We start from the raw sequence: 24,530 nt of genomic DNA, 5'->3' as shown, positions 1-24,530 counted from the left end.
TTTTTGGTGCTGGAGGGTGCACCATCAGGGGATGAGTTCCGCGCGCGACCTGCCGGACGAGTTCGACTTCGAACAGGTCCCCGAGACCGACCAGTCGTTCGAGAACGCACTGGCGAACGCGCGCGACGGGAAACGGCTCACGGTCGCGGACGGCATCGAGCTGATCACGACCGGCACGGACGTCGAGGGGATCGACTCCGTCCGGAAGGAGCAGGTCCTCGAGATCGCCGACCGGCGCCGGGCCGAGGAGGTCGGCGACGAGGTGACGTTCGTCGCGAACCTCAACAACAACGTCACGACCGCGTGCAACACGGGCTGTCTGTTCTGCAACTTCAAGGACACCGCGCACGCGTTCGAGGCCGATAGCGACGTGGAGCATCCGGGCTTCACGAAGACGCCGGCCGAGTCCCGCGAGGTCGTCGAGGACGCGCTCGACAGGGGGATCTACGAGGTGTGCTCCGTCTCCGGGCTCCACCCCGCGTTCGCGCTCAACGAGGAGCACCACGAGATCCTCGCCGCCCACGACGACCCGGAAAGCGAGGTGAACTACAAACCGCCGGAGGTGTACGCCACGGACCCCGGCACCTACGTCGAGCAGATGGCGGCGATGAGCGTCGGCGACGTCCACCTCCACTCGATGACCCCGGAGGAGGCGTACCACGCCCGCCGCGGCACGGACTGGGACTACGAGTCGGTCTACCGCGAACTCGCGGACGCCGGCCTCGACAGCGCGCCCGGCACCGCCGCGGAGATCCTCGTCGACGAGGTCCGCGACGTCATCTGCCCGGGGAAGATCCGGACGGACGACTGGGTTGCCGCGATGGAGGGCGCGATGGCGGCCGGGCTCGACACGACCGCGACGATCATGTACGGCCACGTCGAGAACGCGGCCCACCGCGTGCAGCACCTGCAGGTCGTCCGCGACCTCCAGGACCGGACCGGCGGCATCACGGAGTTCGTCCCGCTCTCGTTCATCCACGAGAACACGCCTCTCTACAGGCACGGCGTCGTCGAGGACGGCGCCAGCGACGCGGAAGACGAGCTAATGATCGCCGTCTCCCGGCTCTTCTTAGACAATATCGACCACATCCAGGCCTCGTGGGTCAAGGAGGGCGACGCGCAGGGGCTCAAGCTGCTCAACTGCGGCGCCGACGACTTCATGGGCACCATCCTCTCGGAGGAGATCACGAAACGCGCCGGCGGCGAGTACGGCGAGTACCGCAGCTTCGCCGACTACGTCGACATGATCACCGCCATCGGCCGGACGCCCGTCGAGCGGTCCACGGACTACCGACAGCGACGCCGCATCGACCCCGACGACCCGCCGTTCGGGCCGGAGCTCGGCCCGCGTGCGGACGGGACCCCCCTCATCTCGGATCCCGGTGGCGACCGTACCGACGCGGCCCATGCCGACGACTGACCGTCCCGGCCCGTGCCGACGACTGACCGTCCCGGCCCGTGCCGACGACTGACCGCCCCGGCCCGGGCCGACGACTGAAGGTCCGCGACCCTGCAGTCCGCTGACGGAGGACTGAAGCCGCTCGGGTCGTAAGATCCGGTGACTACGCGCGATGATGTCGCCAACTCACATCGTAGCCGGGCCGGTGCTGGCGATCCCGGTGCTGGTCTTCGCCCCGGAACTCGCCGTCGTCGCGGCGGTCGCGGCGATCTGCGGCGGCATCCTGCCGGACCTGGACCTCCTCGCTGGCGAGCACCGGAAGACGCTCCACTTCCCGCTGCTGTACTGGATCCCGACGGTCCCCGCCGTCGTCGCGGCGGTCCTCGCGCCCGCCCCGGCGACGGTCGGCGCGGCGCTGTTCTTCCTCGCGGCGGCGATCCACTCCATCGTCGACGTGTTCGGCGGCGGCTACGCGCTGAAGCCGTGGGAAGTGCGGTCTAAACGCGGGGTCTACTTCCACCGAGGGCAGCGCTGGCTTCGCCCGAAACGCTGGATCCGGTACGACGGGTCCCCGGAGGACGTCGGGATGGCCGTCCTCCTCGCGATTCCCGGCCTGCGGTGGTACGCCGACCCCGTGCCGACCCTCGTCGCCGGCGCGCTCGTCGTCGCCGTCGTCTACGCGGCCCTCCGGAAGCGCCTCCCGCCATACCTCGAGCCCATCGTGAACTAGGGACCCGGCACCACCCGAGCGACGGCCGGAATCCCCGCTTTTCCCGGACCAGTAGCCGTGATTGGGTAGATTCCAATCCAAAACAGACGATAGATATTAGTTGCTTGGTAACGTTTGACAAGGCATGGCCCGAAGTGGCATAGACGACCTCAACAGCACCGACGAGCGGTTACTGACGTACCTGGCAGCGGACGGTCCCGACTATCCCGCCCTCATCGCGAGCAACACGGGTCTCTACGTCGGGAACGTCGAGCGACGGGTCGAGACACTTCGGGAGGAAGGGCTCGTAGAGGACGTCAGCGGCGAGGTCATCTATCGGATCACGGCCGACGGCCGGAACGTCCTCGCGGACGACGGCGCCAGCCAGCCGCTGACCGACGGCGGCGAGTAGGGCGGCGAAGAGGGCGACGGGGAGTAGCGCCGCGGGCAACGCGACCACTGGCGACCTACTCCTCGTGTTCGAGCGTCGTTTCGACGACCTGCTCGACGGCATCGACCTGCAGAGCGACGGCCATGCTCGGACTGACGCCGCCGCCACGGTGGGCGTTGTCCTCGACGGCGTCGCCCGCGGCCATCGCCGGCGTCAGCGGGAGGTGGACGAAGCCCGCGGGGACGCCGTCGGCCGCGTCGTCGCTGTCGGCGTCACGCACCAGGTCGCCGCGCTCCGCCAGCAGCCGGTGGGTCGTGTAGAGGTGGTCGTTACAGCAGTGCGTGCCCGCGGTGTTCGAGACGCGCGCCGGGATCCCGGCGTCGAGCAAGGTCTGGACGGCCTCGACAACGGGCAGGGTCGCGAGGTACGCGTCGGGGCCCGCGGCGTCGACGCGCTCGTTCTCGGGGTCGGCCTCGGCGTTGTCGGGAACGGTGACGGCGTCGGCGACGTTGATCCCGACGCGCTCGACGGCGACGCTCGCGCGGCCGCCGGCGAGACCCATTCCGACGACTGCGTCGGGATCGTGTTCGTCGACGAGGCTCGCGAGCTCCTCGCGGAGCGCGTCGAACTCGACAGGGAGCACGCGGCCGACGACGTCGTGGCCGGCGACGGTCCGGCCGTCGAGGCGCTCCGCGACCATCGCGGAGGGGTTCTCGTCGTGGTCGCCGAACGGCTCGTAGCCGGTACAGAGGACGGTCATACGGGAGGGTCGCTGGCGACGCACAAAACGGACGGGAAAGCGGCACGGGTGCCCGGGAGCAGGGCCGGTCGCTCGTCGCGACCGCCGCCGACTCCACAACGCACTTAGGGGGAGTTACCCACTGTCGAGACATGTACGCAGTCGTCGGCGGCGGCATCGCCGGACTCGCGACCGCCTACCGCCTCCAGCAGCACGGTCACGACGTGCAGGTGTTCGAGGCGACCGACGACGTCGGCGGGCTCGCGGCGCTGTACGAGACGAGCGGCGACCGGCTCGAGAAGTTCTACCACCACCTCTCGAAGTCCGAGGAGACCATCGTCGAACTCGCCGAGGAGCTCGGCGTCGGTGACCGCGTCGAGTGGCGCATCGGCGAGAACGCCTACTACGTCGACGGCGTCGTCCACCCCCTCGACAAGCCCTGGGAGATCGCGGCGTACCCGCACATGAGCTTCTACGACAAGTTCCGGCTCACGATGTTGACCCAGGAGGTCGACGTGCGCGGCGGGATCCCCTCGTTCGACACCTACGAGGACCTCACCGACTTCGAGGACGTGCCGATCCGGGACTTCCTCGTCGAGCACACGACCCGCGGCGTCTACGAGAACTTCTTCGAACCCCTGCTCGACGCGAAGTTCGGCGACCGCGTGGAGGACGTCTCCGCGGCGTGGCTGCTCGGCCGCATCAAGTTCCGCGGCGAGCGCGACCTCCTCCGCGGGGAGGTCCTCGGCTACTTCGACGGCTCCTTCGGCGTCCTGCTGGACGCGCTCGTCGAGGCCGTCGGCCGCGAGAACATCACGACCGGCGCGCGCGTGGAGAACGTCGGGTTCGCGGAGCCGGAGCCGACCGTTGCGGTCGACGGCGACGTCGCCGTCGACGACGACGTGGCTGCCCACGGTGAGGATCTGGCGTCTCACGAAAGCCAGCCACCCTCCCGCGGCCCAGTCGAGTCCGTCACCGTCGAGACCGACGAGGGGCGCGAGACCCACGACGCCGACGGCGTCGTCGTCGCGGCGATGCCGAACGTGCTGGAGGACCTGACGGGCTACACCTGCGACGTCGACTTCCAGGGCGCAGTCTGTGCGGTCGTCACGATGACCGAGCCGCTGACGGACACCTACTGGCTCAACGTCGCGGACGAGGCCCCCTTCGGCGCGCTCATCGAGCACACGAACTTCGTCCCGCCGGAGCGCTACGGCGGCGACCACCTGCTGTACGTCGCCAGCTACGTCCAGTCGCCCGAGGAGTGGATCTGGCAGGCCGACGACGACGAACTCGAGACGAGCTGGCTCGACGGCATCGCCGACCTGTTCCCGGACTTCTCGCCCGAGGAGCACGTCGAGGACTTCCGGGTCGCCCGGAACCCCCGCGCTGCGCCCGTCTACGAGCGCGGCTACCTCGACATGGTGATCCCCTACGACCTCGCGGCCGACGTCGCCGAGGGCGTCTACTACGCCGGGATGGCGAGCCGCGCGCAGTACCCCGAGCGCTCGCTCAACGGCGGCGTCGTCGCCGGCTTCGAGGCGGCGGACCGGATCGCCGAGAAGCGCGACTGAGGCCGCTCCCGGTGGGCTGGCACCGAGAGCCGTTTAAAAGTCCCCGAGTCGCATCTGGTCCTGATGAAGCCCCTCCGCTTCCTCGGCGCCGAGGAGCCGCGGCAGGGCCGTGTCCGCGAAGGTGAGCCCGACGACGAGCACGATAGGGGCGAAGAAGATCCCGTAGAAGCCTAAGACGACGGGCCCGAGCGTGTACGCCAGCATCAACAGGCCGACGTGGGTGTTCTCCCCACTGAGCAGCGGGCGGAGCAGGAGGTCCGGAACCGTGTCGACGACCACGACGGCGACGATGAGGAACCCGAGGACGTATACGAGCATGGACGTCTGGCCGGCGAGGATCACCGGCACCGCGGCGATGAGGGTCAGCGGGACGTAGACGATCTTCATCCCCACGACCGGGATCAGGCTCGCGATCCCCGTGAGCGTCCCCATGAGCGCCGGGTACGGCACCTGGGCCGCGGCCGGGGCGAAGGCGTTGTAGCCCCGGAACGTGCCGATCGCGAGCAGCGAGATGGCGATGACGTTCAGCAGGTTGCCGAAGAGCACCGCCTCCAGCTCGGAATCGACCGCCTCCAGGTACTCGCGGATGATCGCCTCGTCGTCGAAGCGGAGGAGCCACTCGCGGATGCGTCCCCCGTCGATGAGCAGGTAGTAGGTGACGATGACGACGATGAACATGTTGAGGAAGAAGCTCGAGAACAGGGTCGTCAGGAAGGTCGCGTGTTCGCTGGCGAACTCGATGAACGGCGCCAGCTCGCCGGCCCTGTAGGCCTGGTAGAACCCCTGGATCGTGAACGAGGGGACGTCGTCGATCCCGCCGAACCACTCGAGGTTCTCGGCGGCTACGTCGATGAGCGAGTACTGGGCGATGAACCGCCGGGATTCGATGGCCAGCAGGACGACGGCGTAGCTCACGAGGATCAAAAGCGGGATGGCGAGCGATCCCAGGACGATCGAGGCGCGCACCCGCGCCGGGAGCCGGAGCTTCCGGAGCCACTTGTAGTATCGGCGAGTCGAGTAGTAGAGGAAGATGGAGACCGTGAGCGGCGCGATGAACTGATACGCCATCGCGCCGAGCACGATGGCGACGAGGATCCCGAAGATGGCGACGACCAGTCGTTTTTCGTTCATGTGCGAACGTTCTCGAGAGCGGGATGTAAAAGATACGGGCCGGTCGTCGTCCGGCCATTCATGCGTCTTTCGGAGCGTAGAGCGGTCGGAGGCACCGGATGTCGGTTCGAGGTCACCCGCGAGGACGCCCCGACTCTCTTTATAAGCACGACCGCACGGCGGCTGGGGCTTCCAGGGTGGTACGAGCGGCATCGTCGGCGACGACGGCCCGCGTTATTTAAAAGCGAACGCTCGATGAGGAGAGAGGCGAAAAGACGGCACCGCAAACACCGAGAACGACAACAGCCGATACAACCCTTACAAGTCGCGCAGCGTGTCGAGGCAGTCGTTGATATCGCGCGTCGACGTTGCGAGCGAGAAGCCGTCGACGCGGGCGAGCTCGGCGGCGTGGTCCCAGAGATCCTCCTCCTCGATGCCGTGGAGGACCACGGCGTTCGGCGTCGGCGTGACGACGCGAAGGGCGACGAGCGGCGACTCACCGCGCGTCACGTCCGTGAACACGAGCGCGCGGTTGGTCGACTGGCCGTAAAGCCGGTAGAACTCCTCGCTGGAGAGCCGGGTGATCGCCTGGATGGAGTTGATCACCGTGTGGCCGTAGATGCGGTCGCGGTCGCCGCGGTGGATCTCCGTGGCGTCCATCGCGTCGTAGAACTCCTCCAGAGAGACCGGCGTCGGGTACTCCCGAAGGTCGTGGACGATGTCGCTCTCGAAGCCGGCCGAGAGCACGCGGGCGTACTGCCGGAGGCGGTCGCCGCCGCGGGCCTCGTCGATGTCCAGCAGCGCCGCGACCGTCCGCTGGACGACGCCGATCCCCGGGCTCTCCCGGCGCCCACTCTCGTAGTCGGACACGACCGACGAGGAGACGCCGAGCTGCTCGGCCAGCTCCGTCTGCGAGACGTCGAAGTCCGTCCGCCACTTCCGGAGCGTAGCCCCCGGGTCGTCGCTCAAGGTGATCTCGCCCGCGATCCGCCGGGCCAGCTCTTCCCGTGCGCTGTCGTTCATTCGCTAAGAGCGTCCGCCCGAGACGGGCAAAAGGGTATCGAAACCCGGGTTCGGCAACTGTCGATATCGCTGAGCGACCGCCTCGGCGGTGCCCGATCCAACGGCGACTGCCCGGAGTCGCAACGCTCAGGGCCCCTACCAGCCAACGCGACGTATGGAGATCAGAGCGTACGATCCCGACGACGCCGACGGGCTCTGGGCCTGCAAGCGGGCCTTCGAGCTCGGTCTCGGCACCGGCACCGGCGGCGAGGAGAAGGCCGAGAAGTACGAGGGCAAGCTCACCGAGTCGTACCGCGCGGAGTGGTTCGACTGGGTCGACCGCTGTACCGACGAGGACCCGCGCTGTATCACCGTCGCCGTCGACGAGACCGGCGAGGCCGAGGGTGACGAGAACGACGACGAGGTCGTCGGCTACGTGTTCGTCCTCCCGGAGTCGATGGGGTTCATCTGGGACTCGGCCGTCCTCAACGAGATCTACGTCGACCCCGACTACCGCGGCGAGGGCGTCGGCGACGACCTGATGGACGCCGCGCTCGAGGTCGCCGCGGACCAGGACCTGCCGCTCGACCGGATCGTCCTCGACGTCGACCCCGAGAACGCGCGCGCGAAGGCGTTCTACGACCGGTACGGCTTCGAGCACTGGGGCGAACTCGTCGCGCGCGAGCTCTAGCTTCCGACGTCGCTACTCACCGCCGAGGTCCGCGGCGACCGCGGCGACTGCGCCGCCCAGGCCGCCACAGACGACCGGGTAGAGGATCCCGGCGAGGGCGACGCCGGTGATCGGGTCGGGTTCGATGGCGCCGTCGCCGACGGCGTACGAGAAGACGAGGAGCCCGACCACGGCCAGCGGCAGGTAGCCGAGGACCACGGCCGCGCCGTCGACGGCGCCCGTCGTCGGGTCGGTGGCGTCGTCGGCACTTCCGGCGAGCCGGGCGACGGCGAAGCCCGCCGCGAACAGCGCGAGCACGGGCACGAAGTAGAGAAGCGTCAACGTCCCGTCGTCGCCGGCGGCGATGAAGTTCTCCGAGCGCGGCCCGCCGAGCCCCGGGATCCGCGTCCTGACGAGGTGCGCATTATAAAAGAGCCAGCCGACGCCCTGCCAGATCGGGACGGGCTCGCCGCCAAAGAGGTCGGCGAGGAAGTTGAAGCCGCGGAGCTGTTCCTCGACGGCGTCGCCCTGGCTCACGTACGTGACGAGGTAGCCGAGCGCGTACGCGACGATTCCGGCGACGACTCCAGGGGCGATCCGATCACGGAGGGCTGGCATAGATACCCAAGGGCACGTCGGCCGAACTCAAAGAAAGTATCGGACGGTGTTGCCGTTAGTCCAGGACGTCCGTCCCGCCGTCTGTCGCCTCGCGCCACTCCCGCTGACTGATGGTGTACCGCACCTCGTCGTGGACGCTGCCGTCCTGGTACTCCAGGTGGTTCCGGAGGACGCCCTCGCGCCGACCGCCGAACCGGTCGACGTACTTCTCGATGGCCCGCGCCGACTGCTCGTTGTCGGGGTGGTGCGAGACGGCGACGAGCTCCAGGTCGAGACGGTCGAAGGCGATCTCACACAGCGCGGCGGCGCGCTCGCCCGAGTAGCCGCGGCCCCAGAACCGCTTCCGGAGCCAGAGACCGAGGACCGCAGTCCGTCTGTCCCAGTCGATGCCGATACCGGTGCAGCCCGCGATCTCGCCGGCGCCGTCCTCGCCGGGTTTCGGGCGGATCACGTAGCCGGCCGCCTCCGCGTCCTCCCACTTCGACTTCCCGCGCTCGAGAAACTCCTGCGTCTCCTTGACGGTCTCGTGCGGGCTCCAGGTGACGTATTCGGTCACCTCGTCGATCCCGGGGTCGGCCGAGCAGATCTCGTAGCACTCGTGGACGTCGACCGTTTCGGGCCAACGTGGGCGCAACCGGAGTCGCTCCGTCTCGATCGTCTCGGGGAACATACTCCCCCTGTCGCGGGCGACTTTATAAAAGATACCTCGGCCGTGGGAACGGTTCGCGTGGTGCCGGAGGGACGCGTCAGTTCCGGGCGCGATACCGTCGCAGCTCCTCGCGGATCGCCTCGCGCTTGAGGAGGACGAACCCCGTGAAGATGCACAGGAAGCCGGCGACCGTCGGGACGCCGATGCCCTCCCCGAGGAACAGCCAGCCGGAAAGCGCCGCGAAGACCGGCGCGACGTAGGAGACGAGGTTGATCTCGACCGGGCCGAGCCGGTCGAGCAGGGTGAAGTAGATGAGGAAGCCGAGGGCGCTGGCCGCGAGCGCGAGGTACGCCAGCGCCAGAACGGCTTCCGTCGTCCAGACGACGTCGCCAACGGACTCGCCGAGCCCGACGGCGAGCACGTGCATGAGCAGCGCGCCGCCGAGCATCGACCAGGCCTCCATCGACTCGATCGGCATCTCCTCGTCGACGACGCGGGTCAGGACCGACCCGAGCGCGAACGCCGCCGCCGCGAGGAGGACGAGGAGCTTCGCGCCGGTCCCGCCGGCGAGGAGGTTGTTCGGGTCCGGCTGCGCCAGGACTGTCACGCCGACGAGCCCGAGCAGCAGCCCGGCGATGCCGACGAGCGTGAGGCGCTCCGTCGGGAGGAACGCCCGGGCGAACGCCGAGGTGAGGACCGGCGAGAAGCTCACGAAGACGGCGGCGACGGCGCTCGTCACGGCCGGGTCGGTCTCGCCGATAAAGAGGAGGGCGTGATAGGCAGCGATTATCAGGACGGATCCGATGGCGACGAGGCTCCACTCGCCGCGGGTCCGGGGGATCGGGTCGTCGAGGACGTACGCGGCGTAGCCGAGCATGAACACGCCGGCGATGTCGTAGCGGAGAGCGGCGAACAGCACCGGCGGGAAGTAGGCCAGCCCGGCCTTGATCGCCATGAACGCCGACCCCCAGACGGCGGCCAGCACGAGGAACAGTGCGAGGTTTCGATAGCGGCTCACAGCGACACTGCGACGCGGTGGCCCCTTACGGTTTCGAAAGCCGGAACGACCCCGCGGCCCCGCTCACTCCAGCCGTTTCTCGTGGAACGCCCGGATCACGTCCTGGCGGGCGATCAGGCCGACGAGGCGCCCGTCGTCGTCGACGACCGGCACGCGATTGATGTTCGGCTCCCCGGAGAGGTGTTCCAGCACGACCTCGACGTCGTCGTCCGGTTCGACGGTAATGAGATCGGTCGACATGATCTCCGAGACGGGCTTGCCCGAGTTGCGCACGAAGTCGACGCCAACGTCGATGTTCTCCCACGGTACGTCGATCTGATAGGTAAGCGTGTCGACGAACGGCGGCAGCCCGACGGGGATCCACAGCACCTTCTCCTCCGGTTCGAAGAGGTCGACGAGGTCTGACTCCGTGACGACGCCGAGCACGAACCGGTCGTCGTCGACGACGGGAAACCCGGAGAACTCGACGCGCGCAAACCGTTTGAGCGCGTGCGCCACGTCGTCGTCGGGCGAGAGCGTCTTTACGTCGGTCGTCATGAGGTCCCGCGCTTGCATACCCTGACAGATGCGGCCGGGAAGTGTAGTCGTTGCGGCGGGAGCGTCGCGACCCCGTGGGACGGCCCCGTGCTCTCCCTACTCGCGCTCCCACTCCTCGACGGCGGCCTCCACCTCGGCCGGCTGCCGCTTCAGGTGGCAGGCGGCAGGATGGTTGCCGTCGGGCAACTGCGGGTTTACGGTCTCACAGACCGACTCGTAGCGGTCGCGGAGCAGGTCCGCGGCCTCCTCGCGGTCGCCGGCGGCGAGCGTCTCGAACGCCGTCGTCAGCAGCTCCTCGTCGCGGTCGGGGAGATCCGCGGGCAGGAACTCCTCGTGCATCGCCCGCGCGAACGCCGCTGCATCCTCCCGCTCGGGGTCGCCGGCCTGCTGCCAGAGGAAGCCGAGGTCCAGCTCGTCGCGTTCGATCTGCGTCCGAACGTCCGCGATCTCGCGGTAGACCGCCTGTGGGAGGTCGAGGTCCGCGGGCGGGATCACCTTCGGACAGCGCGTCCGGAAGGAACAGCCCGAGGGCGGGTCTCGCGGCGAGGGCACGTCGCCGCGGAGCGTCTTCACGTCGCGCTCGCGCTCGGCCGTGTCGGCTCGCGGGACGCTTTCCAGCAACGCCTGCGTGTAGGGGTGTTGCGGGTCCTCGAAGATCTCCGCGACCGGACCAACCTCGACGATCTCCCCGAGGTACATCACAGCGACCCGGTCGCAGATGTGCCGGACGACGCTCAGGTCGTGCGCGATGAACAGGTAGGTGAGATCGCGCTGCTCCTGCATGTCGGCGAGCAGGTTCAGCACCTGCGCCTGGACGCTCACGTCGAGCGCGGAGACGGGCTCGTCGAGGACGATGAACTCAGGCTCCAGCGCGAGCGCCCGGGCGAAGCCGATCCGCTGGCGCTGACCGCCGGAGAACTCGTGGGGATACCGGTCGACCTGGTCGGCGGAGAGCCCCACTTCCTCCAGCAGCGACTTCGCGCGCTCGCGACGCGCCTCGGGTGTGTCGACCTCGTGGATCTCCAGCGGCTCGCGGATGATCTCGCCGGCGGTCATCCGCGGGTCCAGGCTGGAGAAGGGATCCTGGAACATCACCTGCGCGCGGCGGCGGAACCGCTGGAGCGCGTCGCCGGAGAGCTCGAACACCTCCTCGCCGTCGAAGACGACGCTGCCGGCAGTCGGCTCGCGGAGTCGCATCAGCGTCTCCGCCGTCGTCGACTTCCCGCAGCCGGACTCGCCGACGATGCCCAGCGTCTCGCCCTCGTGGACGTCGAAGGAGACGCCGTCGACGGCGCGGACCGCCGTCGGCTCCTTCCGGAGCAGCTTGTCGAGGACGGTGTCGTCCTCGTAGTAGTGCTTCTCGAGGTCCCGCACCTGCACCAGGGCGTCGTCAGTCATCGCTCGTCACCTCCCCGGCGGCGTCAGCGTCAGCGCCTCCCGACGCGACCGACCCGTCGCCCCCCTCGAAGTAGCCGTCGGGGAGCGCGTCCGCCTCGGCGTACTCGCGCTCCGCGAGGACGCACCGCGCGCCGTGGGTGTCACTCACCGTGAACTCGGCGGGGTGTTCGAGACAGTCGGTCATCGCCTTCGGACACCGGTCGGCGAAGTAGCAGCGGTCGGGCATGTTGGCGTCGATGAGGTCGGGGACGTTGCCGGCGATCGGTTCGAGGCGCTCGCCCGGCTCCTCGAGGTCCGGGATCGATCCGATGAGCCCCTGCGTGTAGGGGTGGACGGGCCGGTCGAACACGTCCCCAAGCGTGCCGCGCTCGACGATCTCGCCGGCGTACATCACGCCGACCTCGTCGGCCATCCGGGCGATGACGCCGAGGTTGTGCGTGATCAGGACGATGCTCATCCCGAGGTCGTCCTGCAGCTCCTTCAGCAGGTCGAGGATCTGTGCCTGGATGGTGACGTCCAGCGAGGTGGTCGGCTCGTCGGCGACGAGCACGTCCGGGTCGGCCGCCAGCGCCTGCGCGATCATCGCGCGCTGGAGCATCCCGCCGGAGAACTGGTTCGGGTACTCGTCCGCGCGCTCGACGGGGTCGGGGATGCCGACGCGTTCGAGCAACTCGATCGCGCGCTCGTAGCTCTCGGGGTCGACGTAGCTGCGGCCGGGCACGACGCTGTCGAGCAGGTAGTTCCCGAGACTGTAGTCGTCCGTCCGGGCGCGCGTCGACCGCGGCCGGTTGCTCGCGCGGCGCTGCACCTCGGCCGCCTCGGCGATCTGCTCGCCGACGGTGATCGAGGGGTTGAAGCTGCTCATCGGATCCTGGAAGATCATGCTGAACGAGGAGCCGCGGAGGCCCTGCCGCTCGCTTTCGGGCAGGCGGCGCACGTCGACGAAGTCGCCGTCGACGAGTTCGGGGTTCTCGTCGCGGTAGCCGTCCGCGAGGTCGGCATTGCGGTACCAGATCTGCCCCTCAGTCACGCGGCCGGGCGACTCGACGAGGTCGATGAGCGAGAGCCCGGTGACGGACTTGCCGCTGCCGGACTCGCCGACCACGCCGAAGACGTCGCCCTCGCCGACGGTGAAGGAGACGTCCTCGACGGCGTTGACCTGGCCCTCCTCCGTGAAGAAGCGCGTCGAGAGGTTCTCGACGCGGAGCAGGTCCGCCATCAGGCACCCCCCTCCCCACCGATACCGGGGTCGAGTGCGTCACGCAGCCAGTCGCCGATCAGGTTGATGCCGACGACGGCCGTAACGATGGCCAGCCCCGGCATCGTCGCGATCCACCACGACGAGGAGAGGTACTGCCGCCCCTGGGCGATGTCGAAGCCCCACGAGAGCTGGGCCCCGGAGAAGCCGAGGAACGATAGCGCCGACTCCAGCAGGATGACCGCCGCGATCTGGATCGTCGCCAGCACGAGGATCGGCGTCGCGCTGTTCGGCAGGATGTGCCGGAGGATGATGTGGCGGTCGCTCGCGCCCATCGAGCGGGACGCCTTCACGTACTCCTCGCCGCGGACGGAGAGGGCCTCGCCCCGGGCGACCCGGGCGAACCACACCCAGTTCACCAGCGCGACGACGACGATCACCGTTCCCGGCAAGACGACGTCGTCGGGCATGCTCTCCGGGGCGATCCCGAGGACGACGAAGGGGTCAGGTATCTCAAAGGAGGCCTGTCCCCAGAGGCCGATCAGCGCGATCGCGAGCACGAGCGAGGGGAACGCCAGCATGACGTCCGCCATGCGCATCAGCGCGTCGTCGACGCGGCCGCCGTAGTAGCCGGCGGTGACGCCGACGGCGACGCCGATGACGACGGCCATCCCCGTCCCGAGCAGCCCGACGAGCAGCGACGTGCGCGCGCCGAACATCGTTCGGGAGAGCACGTCACGGCCGAGCGAGTCGGTCCCGAGTGGGTGGGAGGCGGTCGCGTTGACCGTCACCTCCTTCTCGACGATCTTCACCTCGCCGTCGACCGTTTCCTGGGTCGTCTGGTTCTCCGTCGCGCTGAAGCCGAGCGGCGGGAGCTGGGCCCGGTCGAGGTCCTGGTCGGTCGGACTGTGCGGCGCCAGCAACGGCGCGAAGATCGCCATCACGAGGATCAACAGGACCAGGACGATGCCGACCTTGGCCAGCAGGCTATCCGACAGTTCGCTGCGGAGATTGCGGAGCGTTCGTGGGGAGATCATGCAGACACCTCGAGAGAGATCGAACGGGGACGGCCCGACAACTGCGCTCGCCCATCGCTCATTCGTACACCACCTGCGGGTTGAGGTAGCCGTACAGCGCGTCGACGGCGATGTTGATGACGACGAACCCGGTGCCGATGACGATGAGACTGCCCTGGATCAGCGGCCAGTCGCGGACGTTGATCGAGTTGATGACGAGCGTCCCGAGCCCCGGCCAGGAGAACACCGCCTCGGTAATCACGGCGCCGCCGATGAGCGTGCCGAGCTGCAGGCCGAGCACGGTGATGACCGGGATGAGGGTGTTCCGGAGCGCGTGCTTGAACTGGACCAGCGTCTCCGGGAGCCCCTTCGCGCGCGACGCCCGGATGTAGGGCTGGCCGAGCTCCTCGATCATCCCGCTGCGGGTCAGCCGCGTGATGAGCGCCGTGAAGTACGTGCCGAGCGTGATGGCGGGCAACGTGATGTGCCAGAGCCAGCTCCCCATCGCGTCGAGGAACTCGCCGACGTTCATCGGCGCGGCGACCCCGCCCTCCAGCGTCACCAGGAACGAGAACGTCTGGAGGAAGCCGATCGGTCGCCGGCTGGTCGGGAAGATGCCGAACTGCACGGATAAGACCAAGATTAGCATGATCCCGAGCCAGAAGTTCGGCGTCGAGATGCCGACCAGCGAGAACAGCGTCGCGAAGTAGTCGGCCGGCTGGTGGCGCCGCGTCGCGCTGACGACGCCGAGCGGGATGGAGATGACGACGGCGACGAGCGTCGCCGCCACCGCGAGCTCGACGGTCGCGGGCACCCGGGCGAGCACGATCTCGCTCGCCTCCGTACCGCGGAGATACGAGTAGCCCATGTCGCCCTGGAGCAGGCCGAACAGGTAGTCGAGGTACTGGACGTACAGCGGCTGGTTCAGCCCGAGCTCCCGCGCGATCTGGTCGCGAAGCTCCTGGCTGGCGTCGAGGGGGGCGACGAACGTCACCGGATCCCCCGGCGTGATGAACCGTAGCAGGAACACGACCGTGACGACGCCCCAGACGACGAAGATGCCCTGCAGTGTGCGTTTAAATAGAAAGCGCCCGAAGGACATCGCGTCCTACTCCTCGCCGGGCAGGTTCTGCGCTTCGTTCACGAGCGAGTCGACCTGCTCGTCCTCCTTGTAGCTGGTGAGGGCGCCGTCGCTCGTCAGCAGCGGGATGATCGTCTGGCTCGCGTCGAACGTCGTGTTCCCCCAGCCGAGCAGGTAGAAGTGGGGCTTGTCCTCGATGTTGCCCGTCGTCACCTCGCCGGCCAGCGACGCGAAGTCGCGCTGCTTGACGTCACAGGAGACGTTCGACAGCTCGTCGATCTGGCTGGCGACCGCCTGCGCGATCTGGACGTCGCGGAGGTATCGCCCGACGGGCGTGTGCAGCGTGATCTCGGCGCCGGCGTAGCCGGACGCCTCGACCAGCGACTCCGCCTCCGCCTGGTCCTGCGGGTACGGGTCGACGTCCTCGTTGTAGCCGACGTACCCCTCGAGGGTGGGCTGGCCCGTCGCGTCCGCGAAGCCCTGCAGGACGTTCTCGATGATGGAGTCCAGGTCGATCGCGTAGTTCATCGCCTGCCGGAACTCGACGCTGTCGAACGGCTCGACGTCGTAGCGCATCGCGTTGAAGATCACGCGCGTACTGGCGACGGCGGCGATCTCGGTGCTGTCCTCGTCGCGGATACGGCTGATCTCCTGGGGCGGCACGTTGACGATGAGGTCCGTCTCGCCGGCCAGGAGCTGTGACACGCGCGTGCTGGCCTCGGCGGCCGCGCGGATGGTGAGCTCCTCGAGGTCCGGGGCGTCGCCCCAGTAGTCGTCGTTGCGCTCGAAGGCAACCTCGACGTCCTGCTCGTAGTTCGCGAGCTGGAACGGCCCGGTGCCGTTCACGTGGGAGTTGATGTAGTTCGAGTCGTTGTTCTCGATCCAGTCCTGTTCGACGACGTCACAGTAGGACGCGAACAGGTTGAACACGACCGGGTTGATCCCGTCGGAGTAGACGTGGACCGCGCCGTCCTTGACCTCCGCGCCGGTGACGCCCGCGAGCTGGTCGCTCTGGGGGCTCGTGAGGTCGCCGACGTCCTCGTCGACGATCCGGTTGATGCTGTAGGCGACGTCGGACACCGTCAGCCCGTCGCCGTTGTGGAACTGCACGTCGCCGCGGATCTCGAATTTGATCTCGCCCTCGGAGACGCGCGTGTAGTCGGTCGCGAGCTCGTCGATGATCCGGCCCTGTGCGTCGCGGGCGAGGGTGCCGTCGTACGCCTGCGTGATGATGTTGTCCGTCGGCGTCTCGCGGTGGTCGTGCGGGTCGAGCCCCGAGTCCATCTGCGACTGCGTGATGGTCGCGCTCGGGTCGCCGTCCGTCGGCGAGATCGCCGAGGCCTGGATGCGCTCGTCGCGGCGGGCCTCCCAGTCGATCCGGGTCGCCTTCCCGTAGATGCTGTACTGGCGGTTCAGGAAGATCCACGGCGCGCGCCGGTGGAGCAGCAGGTTCGCCCGCTGGAGGTGCTCCTCGCGAGTTTCGGGCTCCGGGAGCTCCTCAGTTTCCTCGGGCGTGTCAGTCTCGGTCCCGTCCATCGGCGGTTCGGTCGTCCCCTCGCCGCCCCCGCTGTCGTCGGAGGCACATCCGGCCAGTCCGACCGTGGCAGCCGCGCTACCGGCGAACTTCAGGTAGCTCCGCCGGCCCATCTCGTCGTTGTTATTCGTCGGCATGAACCGAACATACACAGACGAGGATAAATAAGCGTCGCTCCGCGTGGTTTTCCACGCTCCGTGGCACGATAATCCAACCAACAGCCGCCAGCAACGATGTCTGCACACCGGATTCGGGGCGTCGGCCGTAGAGACGGTCGCCGTCGGCCGGCCGCCTGTCTGGCGTTCGCGGTCGTCGCCCGGTCAGGACAGCGTCAGCCCGCCCGCCATCCCGAGGGCAATGCCCACGAGCAGGAGCTGGACGCCCGCGGAGACGAGCAGCAGCAGGAGCTTCCCGAACCGCGTCGTCCCGGTTCGCTCGGTTGCCATACCCGAACGCGCGAAGCGACTTATAAAAAGCTACGCCGCAACGTATCGCTATTGATAATAGCTGGAACATATTCGCCACCGAGACGGGGTCGAACCCGACGACCTCGCGGCTTTGCACTGTCCTCGCACGCCGGAATAAATGACAGAGTGCGGAATCCGAATGCAATATCCCATCAAGTTCTCCAAAAATAAATAGATAATGTGTGTGATTGTTTGATATATTCTCTCTGTAGCTGTCAACAACTTTCAATGACGGGGTGAGAGGCCTGTAATTTATAAACCAGGCCGACGTTGAAACCGCTAACCAGTCAGAGGTACGCGAATGAGGCGGGATACGGCGCTCGGTTCGAATTCGTGATGTCTTACCGACGTCGAGGGCAACCGCGCGCTGGCCCCCGTATTCAACTCGTTCGTGCCGCTGATTGGAACCACAACAATGCAAATCAAAAACCTATTCGAGGACGACCGCGCCGTCTCGCCGGTCATCGGAGTCATTCTGATGGTCGCGATTACGGTCATCCTGGCAGCAGTGATCGGCACATTCGTGCTGGGACTGGGCGACAGTCTGAGTGAAACGAGTCCGCAGGCAACGTACGATTGGAGTCAGTCTGGAGACGGGCCAATTGAACTCACACTTGAACACACTGGCGGTGACTCCATTGATGGAGAGCGCGTGTCGCTGGCCGGTGCTGGTTCCAACTCGACTCTCGGGACTGTGTGGCAGTCTGGGGACGCCATCTCTGCCGGCGACTCTGTCGTCATCAATAACGATTCGTTCAGTGGCACTCCAGTCTCCACAGGAGCTGAATTCCGTGTCGTGTGGTCGTCCGCAGAGGGCGGTAGTTCCTCTGTCCTGACTGAGTACGAAGTCAACTAACACCTCCACTTATTTATGGATATTAAAAACCTATTCAGCGACGACCGCGCAGTCTCGCCGGTCATCGGCGTGATCCTCATGGTGGCCATTACGGTCATCCTGGCCGCCGTCATCGGAACGTTCGTGCTGGGGTTGGGCGACAGCCTGAGCCAAACGAGTCCACAGGCGACGTACGACTGGAGCCAGACGGAGAACGACACCAGCTCAGGCAATTACACCGCGACTGTCGAGCACACCGGCGGTGACTCGATCTCGAAAAGCACGATCTCCGTAAACGTCGATAATAGTTCGTTCACCGGCACCGCTGATGCCGCGAATTGGGGTGGCGATGATACAGTCACGGCTGGCGACACGTTGACTGTAGGTGGCTTCGGAAGTATGCCGGGGTCTGCACTGGCCGCCGGTGACTCAGTCTCAGTCGTTTGGCAGTCAGAGTCCGGGGGCAGTTCCACTGTCTTGACTGAATACGAAGTCAACGCGTAACCTGGCTTTCACTTTATATTTTGAACGCGTAGAGTGTAGTAACGCCGTTACTCCACCGAGTGTGCTGGCACACCCAACAGCGGCCGGTACGTCGTCCACCGATTCTCGTCGATCCACGCACAGAAGGCGTCGAAATCCTGCGCACCGCACTGCTCGGCGATGCTCCGGAGTGTCCCGGTTGCAATCTCGCCATGGAGAGGGACCGTGACGTGCCGTACCTCTCCAGTCTCGGGGTGTTCGTACCGGAGCTTCAGGTGACTCCCGGTGCGGTCTACGGGGTAGAAACCGTTTCGATGAGGACGCTGGCAACATCCTCGCCGGAAAACTGCCGCCGCGTCATTCCTCGTCCGCGTCGTACCACGGTGTGTCGGGGCCGCCGGCCTCGTCCGGAACCGTGTCAGGATCGATTCCCCACTCGCGGAGATCGTCGTCAGTCACGGGTTCGCCGGCCTCCCCTTTACGTAAGACGACGGCTTCGTCGAGCATCTCCAGCGCCTCCTCGCGGGTTTCGCCCTGCGTGGTCACGCCGGTTTCCTCGTCGGTGACGATCCACACGTCGCCGTCCACTGACAGCTCCAGAGTGATGTGGGTCGGCGGCATGGGACCGTCACCATTCCCGCCCGTCTCCGTGCTCATACGTGCGATTGCTACGTAGAACGGCAAAAGCGTTCGGTCGGTCGCGCAGTTCTCACAGACGTCCGCCACCTCGGCGGCGACGAGAGCGTCCGCAGTATTCGTCGACAAGCGGTTAGCAGTGCTCATCGATCCACTGACACCACGCATCGAAATCGTTCGCACCGCATTGTTCGGCGATCGACCGATACGTGTCCTGCGAGATGTGGTCACTATCCGTCAGCGGAACTGATACGACCCGAACCTCGTCCGTTTCGGGGTTCTCGTATCGGAGTTTGACGTGGCTCCCCTCACGGCTGACTGGTCGGTAGCGCATCGCCCGGAGGGCCGTCACTATCTCACGGCCGTCAAAATCGGCGTAGCCCATCGAGGGAGCTTACTTGACCCACGGCGGCTCGCCTGCATCCTCTACCGTGTCGGGGTCAACGCCGATATCTTTGAGGAAGGCTTCCTCGTCGTCGATCGGCTCGCCGCCTCCAGTGTAAAGTGTTAACGCATCGGCGAGCCGCGACAGCGCAGCTGGCTTCGACTTCCCGGACGCAGCGACGCCTGATTCGATGTCCCGCGCCGTCACGAGGTCGTCCTCGTACGTGAACTCGACGCCGTCGGCGTGGTCGTTGCCCGATGTAGTCGCCATCACCTGTACTAACGCTCGGAACGGATGAAAAGTGTTCGGTCGGTCGCACTGTTCTCGCCACCGTCCGCCAGCTAGTTGACATCGTTCTCGCCTTCAAGAGTGGCGGAGCCGCGGTCCGATACCGCCTACTCCTGAGCGTCGACGACCGCAACCCCCGCCAGGTTCACGATGTCCTTCACCTCGTCGCCTCGCTGGAGGACGTGGACGGGCTTGTCCATACCGACGAGCATCGGGCCGATGGCCTCGGCGCCGCCGAGGCGCTGGAGGAGCTTGTAGCCGATGTTGCCGGACTCGAGGTTCGGGAAGATGAGGACGTTCGCGGGGTCGTCCAGCTCCGAGAAGCTGTAGGTATCGTTGAGGATGTCCTCGACGACGGCGGTGTCGGCCTGCATCTCGCCGTCGACGGGGAAGTCGACCTCGGGATCGTCGTGGAGGCTTTCGACGGCGCGGCGCGGCTTGCGCGTGCCGGGGTTGTCCACGCTGCCGAAGTTCGAGTACGACAGCATCGCGGCTCGCGGCTCGACGTTGAAGCGCCGGGCGAGCTTCGCGGTGTGTTTGGTGACCTCCGCGAGGACCTCCTCGTCCGGGTCCTGGTTGACGGTCGCGTCCGCGACAAAGATGACCCGGTTCTGGAACGTGAGCATGTAGACGCCGGCGACGTACTCCGCGTCGTCAGCGGTGCCGACGACCTCCAGCGGCGGGCGCAGCGCCGAAGGGTAGTTGTGCGTGAGGCCGGTGAGCATGGCGTCGGCGTCGCCGCGCTCGACCATCACGCTCCCAAGGTAGTTCGTGTTACCCCGGACGAGGTCCGTGGCCTCGCTGGGCGTGACGCCGTGGCGCTTCCGGATGTCGTGGAGGCGCTCGGCGTACGGCTCGACGTCGCGCTCATGCGGGTCGACGATCTCCGGCTCGAAGGAGAGGCCGAGTTCGTCGGCCGTGCGCTGGATCGAGCCGGAATCGCCGAGCAGGACGGGCTCCGCGATCCCCTGCTCCTGCATCTGGTAGGCCGCGCGGATCATCTTCTCGTCGGTGCCCTCGGCGAGGGCGATCCGCTTCGGGTTGCTCTTCGCCTTGTTGAGGACGACGCGCATCATCTCGCGGGACTTGCCGAGCCGCGCCTCGAGACGCTCGCGGTACTCGGCGGTGTCGACATCTGTTCGGGCCGCGCCGGAGTCCATCGCCGCCTGCGCGACCGCCGGCGCGATCTCGAAGAGCACGCGGGGGTCGAGCGGCTTCGGGATGACGTAGTCGGGACCGAACTGGAGGGGCTCGTCGCCGTAGGCCTTCACGACCGCGTCCGGCACGTCCTGCTGCGCCAGCTCCGCGAGCGCGGACGCCGCGGCGCGTTTCATCTCTTCGTTGATCTCCGTCGCACGTACGTCGAGCGCGCCGCGGAAGAGGAACGGGAACCCGAGGACGTTGTTCACCTGGTTCGGGTAGTCGGACCGGCCCGTCGCCATGATGACGTCGTCGTCGCGGGCGGCCTTCGCGTCCTCGTAGGTGATCTCGGGGTCGGGGTTCGCCATCGCGAAGACGATGGGGTTGTCGGCCATCGACCGGACCATCTCCTGGGAGACGATCCCGCCGACGGAAAGGCCGACGAACACGTCGGCGCCAGCCATCGCGTCCGCGAGGTCGCCCGCGGAGGTGTCCTGCGCGAACTCCTGTTTGTACTCGTTGACGTCGCCGGCCTCGGCGCGCTCCTCGGTGATGATCCCGGAGGAGTCACACAAGGTGATGTTCTCCTGCTTCGCGCCGAGCGAGACGTAGAACCGCGCAGTCGCCAGCGCGGAGGCGCCGGCACCGGAGAAGACGATGTCGAGCTCCTCGAGGTCCTTGTCCGCGATTTCGACGGCGTTGAGCAGGGCCGCGCCGGAGATGATCGCCGTGCCGTGCTGGTCGTCGTGGAAGACGGGGATGTCCATCTCCTCGCGGAGGCGACGCTCGATCTCGAAGCACTCGGGCGCCTTGATGTCCTCGAGGTTGATCCCGCCGAACGTCGGCTCCATCGCGGAGACGGTCTCGACGAACGCGTCGACGTCGGTGTGCTCGAGCTCGATGTCGAACACGTCGATGTCCGCGAAGCGCTTGAAGAGGACGCCCTTCCCCTCCATCACCGGCTTCGACGCCTGCGGACCGATGTCGCCGAGGCCGAGGACGGCCGACCCGTTGGAGACGACGCCGACGAGGTTCCCCTTCGCCGTGTACTCGAACGCCTTCGACGGGTCCTCGTCGATGTCGAGACACGGCGCCGCCACGCCGGGCGAGTAGGCGAGGCTCAGGTCCCGCTGCGTGTTCGTCGGCTTCGTCGTCGCGATCTCGATCTTCCCGGGCGGCTCCTCCCGGTGATACTCTCGTGCGTCGTCGTCCAGTCCCATGTACAACGGTTCCGTGGACCCGCGGCAAAAAGGTATCCGAAAGCGTCGACTTTGCCTTTCGACGGGCGTCGAAGTCGGGCCGAGGATGTGACGACGGCCGGCGCTCACGACGTTCCAGCCTCACTCGGCAGCGACTTCGCTTTCGGGCACCGAGAAGACGGCGTCGGCCAGGAGGTCGAGGTCCGGGTCGCTCCGCGCGAGAACCCGGAGCTCGTACGTCCGGAGGAACGTCGTCGTGACGAGGTTCACCGGCAGGAAGACCGCGAGCAACGCGAGCAGCACGACGACGCCGAGGACGGCGACGGCGGTCATCCCGGCGGTCGTCCCGAGCAGCGCACCGGTCCCGCCCAGCGCGCCCGCGACGACGACGCCAGCCAGCGCCCCGAGCGCGACGATGACCCCGCCGACGAGCAGGAAGACGAGCCCCTGCGCGATGGCGACGGCAATGGCGAGCACGAGGTGGACCAGCAGAAACGCCAGGTACTGGACCCACTCCTCGCGCAGGACGGGCCAGAACCGACGCCACCCCGCGATCGGGCCGGCGTCCTCGATGACCATCACCGGGAGGACGAACTCGCGCGTGAACCGGTCGACGAGCGTCGCGAGCAGCACCATCCCGGCGGCGACCAGTCCCGCAGCGCCGAGCAGCACCGGACTCCAGCCGGCGACGGGCAGCCGGCCCGTAAGCGCGCCGGCGGCGACCGCGACGATCGGCCCCACGAGCACCGCGAGGACGAGGAGCTGGAACCCGAGCAACTGAAGCGCCTGTCCCAGGCGATCCCGGAGCGGACCCCAGACTCGGGCCGCATCAGTTCGGAGGGCGTCGTAGAAGACGAACCGAAAGCCCAGGCTGAGCCAGCTGAGCAGGAGAACGACGGCGACGATGACCACCCCCCAGCGGGGGTCCAGCGAGACCTCCGGCAACTGGGAGAGCGCGTCGCGGGGGACGTTGCCGGAGGTCGTCGGCGGGTTGAAGTTCATCGACGGCCCGCCGCCCATCAGGGCCGCGACCAGTGCGAGGACCGTCCATCGGCGGAGGCTGAAGGGGAGGAGGAAGCCCCGTGTGGCGTCGACCGCGTCGTCGATAGCGGTGACTGCGTACCACGACATGCCACACTGGTTTCACCGCCCGGTATAAATAGTCACCCCCGACGTGGGACGAATTGGCGCGAACCCGGGGCCGTGTTGTCACCAACCTGAGCCGTGCTGTCACCCAGACCTGAGCCGTGCTGTCACCCCTGCCTCAGAGGACGGTCGGCGCGTGTCGATCCAGGGTCAGTTCCGGCACGGCGCCGACGGCGTCGACTTCGAGCGTCGGCCACTGGCCGGTCTTCGTCAGGTTCTCGATGCGGTCCGCCGTGACGAGGTAGGTGTCCTCGCTCTTCGCCCCCCGGACCCAGGGGTTCCACGCGTAACCCATCGGCGCGCGGACCGGATCCGTCGCGTCCGGCGTTGCAACCCACTCGCGCGTGTCGTAGCCCGCCGCGCCGCCCTGCGGATGGTCCCGCCACTCCTCGGCGAAGTCGACGGCGGCGTACGCGTCCTGGATCGCCCCGAAGACGTCGCCGGCGGCGTCCGGGTCGGTAGCCGCATCCCCGGAGCCAGCGAGCTCGCCGCGCGCGGCCGCCTGCGTGGCCGAGAGCGCGGTGGTCTCGATCCGTGCCGCCGCGCGATGCCGCTCCTTCAGCCACTCGGGGGCGTCGAAGACGACGGTCCGCGTGAGCGAGGCGAAGAGCCCGCCGCGCTCGCCGACGACGGAGACGACGGCGTAGTCGCCGAGCTCCTCGTCGCCGGGCGTCGGGCGTCCGTAGTTCGCCGCGCGGTCGCCGCCGCCGACGAGGATGACGGGGGTCTCGACGTCCCGCGAGGACAGCGAGATCCGGATCGCGGCCGCGACCTCGTACTCGGGGTCGTCCGACTGGAGCTGTCGGCAGACCGTCTCGACGGCCGCGGCGGTCTCCCGGCCGAGCTCCCGGTAGCGCTCGACGTCCTCCGCCGTGAGCGGCTGGCGGAGTCGGCTCCCGTCGACCGATTCGAACCCCGTGACGTCGAAGTCGGCCGCGGCCGGTTCGGGGGAGCGCGCCGCGACCGCCTCGGCCAGTGACTCCTCGTACCACGCCGTCTCCTCGACGGCGACGTCGACGTCGGTGTCGGTGTCGGTCCCATCGTCGCCGCCAGTGGTACCCCCCGGCAGCTCCTCCTCGCGAAGTCGGTCCGCGTCGCCGGCGGTCGTCACGACACGGAACTCGCCGTCGTAGCCCGCGGCGGCGACGCCGACGCTGGCGCTGCGGTCGACGACGTTCGAGCCGCCGGTGAGCCAGGCGAACCCGTTCGGGCGCGCGAACCAGACCGCCTCCAGGTCGCGAGCCGCGAGGTACTCGTCGAGGCGCTCGGCGCGGGCGGAGGGATCGACCATACAGGAGGCTCTCGCCG

The 24,530-nt window shown here is 67.6% G+C and carries 26 protein-coding genes and 1 pseudogene; 7 read left to right on the top strand and 20 right to left on the bottom strand.

Annotation, left to right across the window (positions count from 1 at the left end; all coding sequences use genetic code 11):
- The first annotated feature begins 31 nt into the window (after positions 1 to 31).
- The 3 genes from cofH (at position 32) to ACQE3M_RS03030 (ending at position 2,520) form a co-directional block, all read left to right on the top strand.
- The gene (cofH, locus tag ACQE3M_RS03040; RefSeq protein WP_430503990.1) at positions 32 to 1,420 is read left to right on the top strand and encodes a 7,8-didemethyl-8-hydroxy-5-deazariboflavin synthase subunit CofH; all 1,389 of its coding nucleotides are present in this window, start codon (positions 32 to 34) and stop codon (positions 1,418 to 1,420) included.
- 151 nt (positions 1,421 to 1,571) lie between these two features.
- Positions 1,572 to 2,129 (top strand): metal-dependent hydrolase, encoded by a 558-nt coding sequence (locus ACQE3M_RS03035; protein ID WP_430503989.1) that lies wholly within the window; start codon positions 1,572 to 1,574, stop codon positions 2,127 to 2,129.
- Positions 2,130 to 2,253: 124 nt separating this feature from the next.
- Positions 2,254 to 2,520 (top strand): DUF2250 domain-containing protein, encoded by a 267-nt coding sequence (locus tag ACQE3M_RS03030; RefSeq protein ID WP_430503988.1) that lies wholly within the window; start codon positions 2,254 to 2,256, stop codon positions 2,518 to 2,520.
- Positions 2,521 to 2,575: 55 nt separating this feature from the next.
- Here the strand turns inward: ACQE3M_RS03030 and ACQE3M_RS03025 are convergent, their stop codons facing one another.
- On the bottom strand, positions 2,576 to 3,259 hold the full coding sequence (locus tag ACQE3M_RS03025) for a pyroglutamyl-peptidase I (protein WP_430503987.1): 684 nt from the start codon (positions 3,257 to 3,259) through the stop codon (positions 2,576 to 2,578).
- Between the two features lie 131 nt (positions 3,260 to 3,390).
- Between ACQE3M_RS03025 and ACQE3M_RS03020 the strand changes: the two genes are divergently transcribed.
- Complete coding sequence (locus ACQE3M_RS03020) at positions 3,391 to 4,812, top strand: NAD(P)/FAD-dependent oxidoreductase (RefSeq protein ID WP_430503986.1); 1,422 nt, start codon at positions 3,391 to 3,393, stop codon at positions 4,810 to 4,812.
- Between the two features lie 33 nt (positions 4,813 to 4,845).
- Here the strand turns inward: ACQE3M_RS03020 and ACQE3M_RS03015 are convergent, their stop codons facing one another.
- Positions 4,846 to 5,943 (bottom strand): AI-2E family transporter, encoded by a 1,098-nt coding sequence (locus ACQE3M_RS03015; RefSeq protein ID WP_430503985.1) that lies wholly within the window; start codon positions 5,941 to 5,943, stop codon positions 4,846 to 4,848.
- 297 nt (positions 5,944 to 6,240) lie between these two features.
- Positions 6,241 to 6,945: a helix-turn-helix domain-containing protein gene (locus tag ACQE3M_RS03010; protein ID WP_430503984.1), complete on the bottom strand. Its 705-nt coding sequence runs from the start codon at positions 6,943 to 6,945 to the stop codon at positions 6,241 to 6,243.
- A gap of 154 nt (positions 6,946 to 7,099) precedes the next feature.
- On the opposite strand from ACQE3M_RS03010, the gene ACQE3M_RS03005 reads away from it, so the two are divergent.
- On the top strand, positions 7,100 to 7,615 hold the full coding sequence (locus ACQE3M_RS03005) for a GNAT family N-acetyltransferase (protein WP_430503983.1): 516 nt from the start codon (positions 7,100 to 7,102) through the stop codon (positions 7,613 to 7,615).
- 12 nt (positions 7,616 to 7,627) lie between these two features.
- Here the strand turns inward: ACQE3M_RS03005 and ACQE3M_RS03000 are convergent, their stop codons facing one another.
- From ACQE3M_RS03000 to ACQE3M_RS02955, 10 genes are all read right to left on the bottom strand, one after another.
- Positions 7,628 to 8,212: a DUF7978 family protein gene (locus tag ACQE3M_RS03000; protein WP_430503982.1), complete on the bottom strand. Its 585-nt coding sequence runs from the start codon at positions 8,210 to 8,212 to the stop codon at positions 7,628 to 7,630.
- Positions 8,213 to 8,267: 55 nt separating this feature from the next.
- Positions 8,268 to 8,882, bottom strand: a complete 615-nt coding sequence (locus tag ACQE3M_RS02995) for a GNAT family N-acetyltransferase (protein ID WP_430503981.1) — start codon at positions 8,880 to 8,882, stop codon at positions 8,268 to 8,270.
- A 76-nt stretch (positions 8,883 to 8,958) separates the two neighbouring features.
- Positions 8,959 to 9,879, bottom strand: a complete 921-nt coding sequence (locus ACQE3M_RS02990; RefSeq protein WP_430503980.1) for a DMT family transporter — start codon at positions 9,877 to 9,879, stop codon at positions 8,959 to 8,961.
- A 63-nt stretch (positions 9,880 to 9,942) separates the two neighbouring features.
- Positions 9,943 to 10,434, bottom strand: a complete 492-nt coding sequence (locus tag ACQE3M_RS02985; protein ID WP_430503979.1) for a CBS domain-containing protein — start codon at positions 10,432 to 10,434, stop codon at positions 9,943 to 9,945.
- A gap of 78 nt (positions 10,435 to 10,512) precedes the next feature.
- The gene (locus ACQE3M_RS02980) at positions 10,513 to 11,814 is read right to left on the bottom strand and encodes an ABC transporter ATP-binding protein (protein WP_430503978.1); all 1,302 of its coding nucleotides are present in this window, start codon (positions 11,812 to 11,814) and stop codon (positions 10,513 to 10,515) included.
- On the bottom strand, positions 11,807 to 13,033 hold the full coding sequence (locus ACQE3M_RS02975; protein WP_430503977.1) for an ABC transporter ATP-binding protein: 1,227 nt from the start codon (positions 13,031 to 13,033) through the stop codon (positions 11,807 to 11,809). The genes ACQE3M_RS02980 and ACQE3M_RS02975 overlap by 8 nt, the downstream gene beginning before the upstream one ends.
- Positions 13,033 to 14,049, bottom strand: coding sequence for an ABC transporter permease (locus ACQE3M_RS02970; RefSeq protein WP_430503976.1), 1,017 nt, complete (start codon positions 14,047 to 14,049; stop codon positions 13,033 to 13,035). The genes ACQE3M_RS02975 and ACQE3M_RS02970 overlap by 1 nt, the downstream gene beginning before the upstream one ends.
- A 58-nt stretch (positions 14,050 to 14,107) precedes the next feature.
- Complete coding sequence (locus tag ACQE3M_RS02965) at positions 14,108 to 15,130, bottom strand: ABC transporter permease (protein ID WP_430503975.1); 1,023 nt, start codon at positions 15,128 to 15,130, stop codon at positions 14,108 to 14,110.
- A gap of 6 nt (positions 15,131 to 15,136) precedes the next feature.
- Positions 15,137 to 16,780, bottom strand: coding sequence for an ABC transporter substrate-binding protein (locus tag ACQE3M_RS02960; RefSeq protein ID WP_430503974.1), 1,644 nt, complete (start codon positions 16,778 to 16,780; stop codon positions 15,137 to 15,139).
- Positions 16,781 to 16,963: 183 nt separating this feature from the next.
- Positions 16,964 to 17,089: a hypothetical protein gene (locus ACQE3M_RS02955; protein WP_430503973.1), complete on the bottom strand. Its 126-nt coding sequence runs from the start codon at positions 17,087 to 17,089 to the stop codon at positions 16,964 to 16,966.
- Between the two features lie 436 nt (positions 17,090 to 17,525).
- Between ACQE3M_RS02955 and ACQE3M_RS02950 the strand changes: the two genes are divergently transcribed.
- Complete coding sequence (locus ACQE3M_RS02950) at positions 17,526 to 17,966, top strand: type IV pilin domain-containing protein (protein ID WP_430503972.1); 441 nt, start codon at positions 17,526 to 17,528, stop codon at positions 17,964 to 17,966.
- A 15-nt stretch (positions 17,967 to 17,981) separates the two neighbouring features.
- Complete coding sequence (locus ACQE3M_RS02945; protein ID WP_430503971.1) at positions 17,982 to 18,449, top strand: type IV pilin domain-containing protein; 468 nt, start codon at positions 17,982 to 17,984, stop codon at positions 18,447 to 18,449.
- A 47-nt stretch (positions 18,450 to 18,496) separates the two neighbouring features.
- On the opposite strand, the pseudogene ACQE3M_RS02940 reads toward ACQE3M_RS02945, so the two are convergent.
- The 7 genes and pseudogenes from ACQE3M_RS02940 to ACQE3M_RS02910 form a co-directional block, all read right to left on the bottom strand.
- Positions 18,497 to 18,789: pseudogene (locus ACQE3M_RS02940) on the bottom strand (type II toxin-antitoxin system HicA family toxin).
- On the bottom strand, positions 18,786 to 19,085 hold the full coding sequence (locus ACQE3M_RS02935; RefSeq protein WP_430503970.1) for a type II toxin-antitoxin system HicB family antitoxin: 300 nt from the start codon (positions 19,083 to 19,085) through the stop codon (positions 18,786 to 18,788). Before ACQE3M_RS02935 ends, ACQE3M_RS02940 begins: the two are co-directional and overlap by 4 nt.
- Positions 19,086 to 19,197: 112 nt before the next feature.
- A complete protein-coding gene (locus ACQE3M_RS02930; RefSeq protein ID WP_430503969.1) occupies positions 19,198 to 19,449 on the bottom strand; it encodes a type II toxin-antitoxin system HicA family toxin in 252 nt (83 codons plus the stop codon).
- A gap of 9 nt (positions 19,450 to 19,458) precedes the next feature.
- Positions 19,459 to 19,719: a type II toxin-antitoxin system HicB family antitoxin gene (locus tag ACQE3M_RS02925; RefSeq protein ID WP_430503968.1), complete on the bottom strand. Its 261-nt coding sequence runs from the start codon at positions 19,717 to 19,719 to the stop codon at positions 19,459 to 19,461.
- A 125-nt stretch (positions 19,720 to 19,844) separates the two neighbouring features.
- Positions 19,845 to 22,097, bottom strand: coding sequence for an NADP-dependent malic enzyme (locus ACQE3M_RS02920; RefSeq protein WP_430503967.1), 2,253 nt, complete (start codon positions 22,095 to 22,097; stop codon positions 19,845 to 19,847).
- Positions 22,098 to 22,217: 120 nt separating this feature from the next.
- On the bottom strand, positions 22,218 to 23,207 hold the full coding sequence (locus ACQE3M_RS02915) for a DUF7544 domain-containing protein (RefSeq protein ID WP_430503966.1): 990 nt from the start codon (positions 23,205 to 23,207) through the stop codon (positions 22,218 to 22,220).
- A 133-nt stretch (positions 23,208 to 23,340) separates the two neighbouring features.
- Complete coding sequence (locus ACQE3M_RS02910; RefSeq protein ID WP_430503965.1) at positions 23,341 to 24,513, bottom strand: M24 family metallopeptidase; 1,173 nt, start codon at positions 24,511 to 24,513, stop codon at positions 23,341 to 23,343.
- Positions 24,514 to 24,530: the final 17 nt, after the last annotated feature.

The sequence above is a fragment of the Halosubterraneus shenae genome, assembly GCF_050510935.1.
Taxonomy (GTDB): Archaea; Halobacteriota; Halobacteria; order Halobacteriales; family Haloferacaceae; genus JBDGPU01.
Note: the sequence above shows the minus strand (reverse complement) of the source record. Positions and strands in the feature narration are given on the sequence as shown.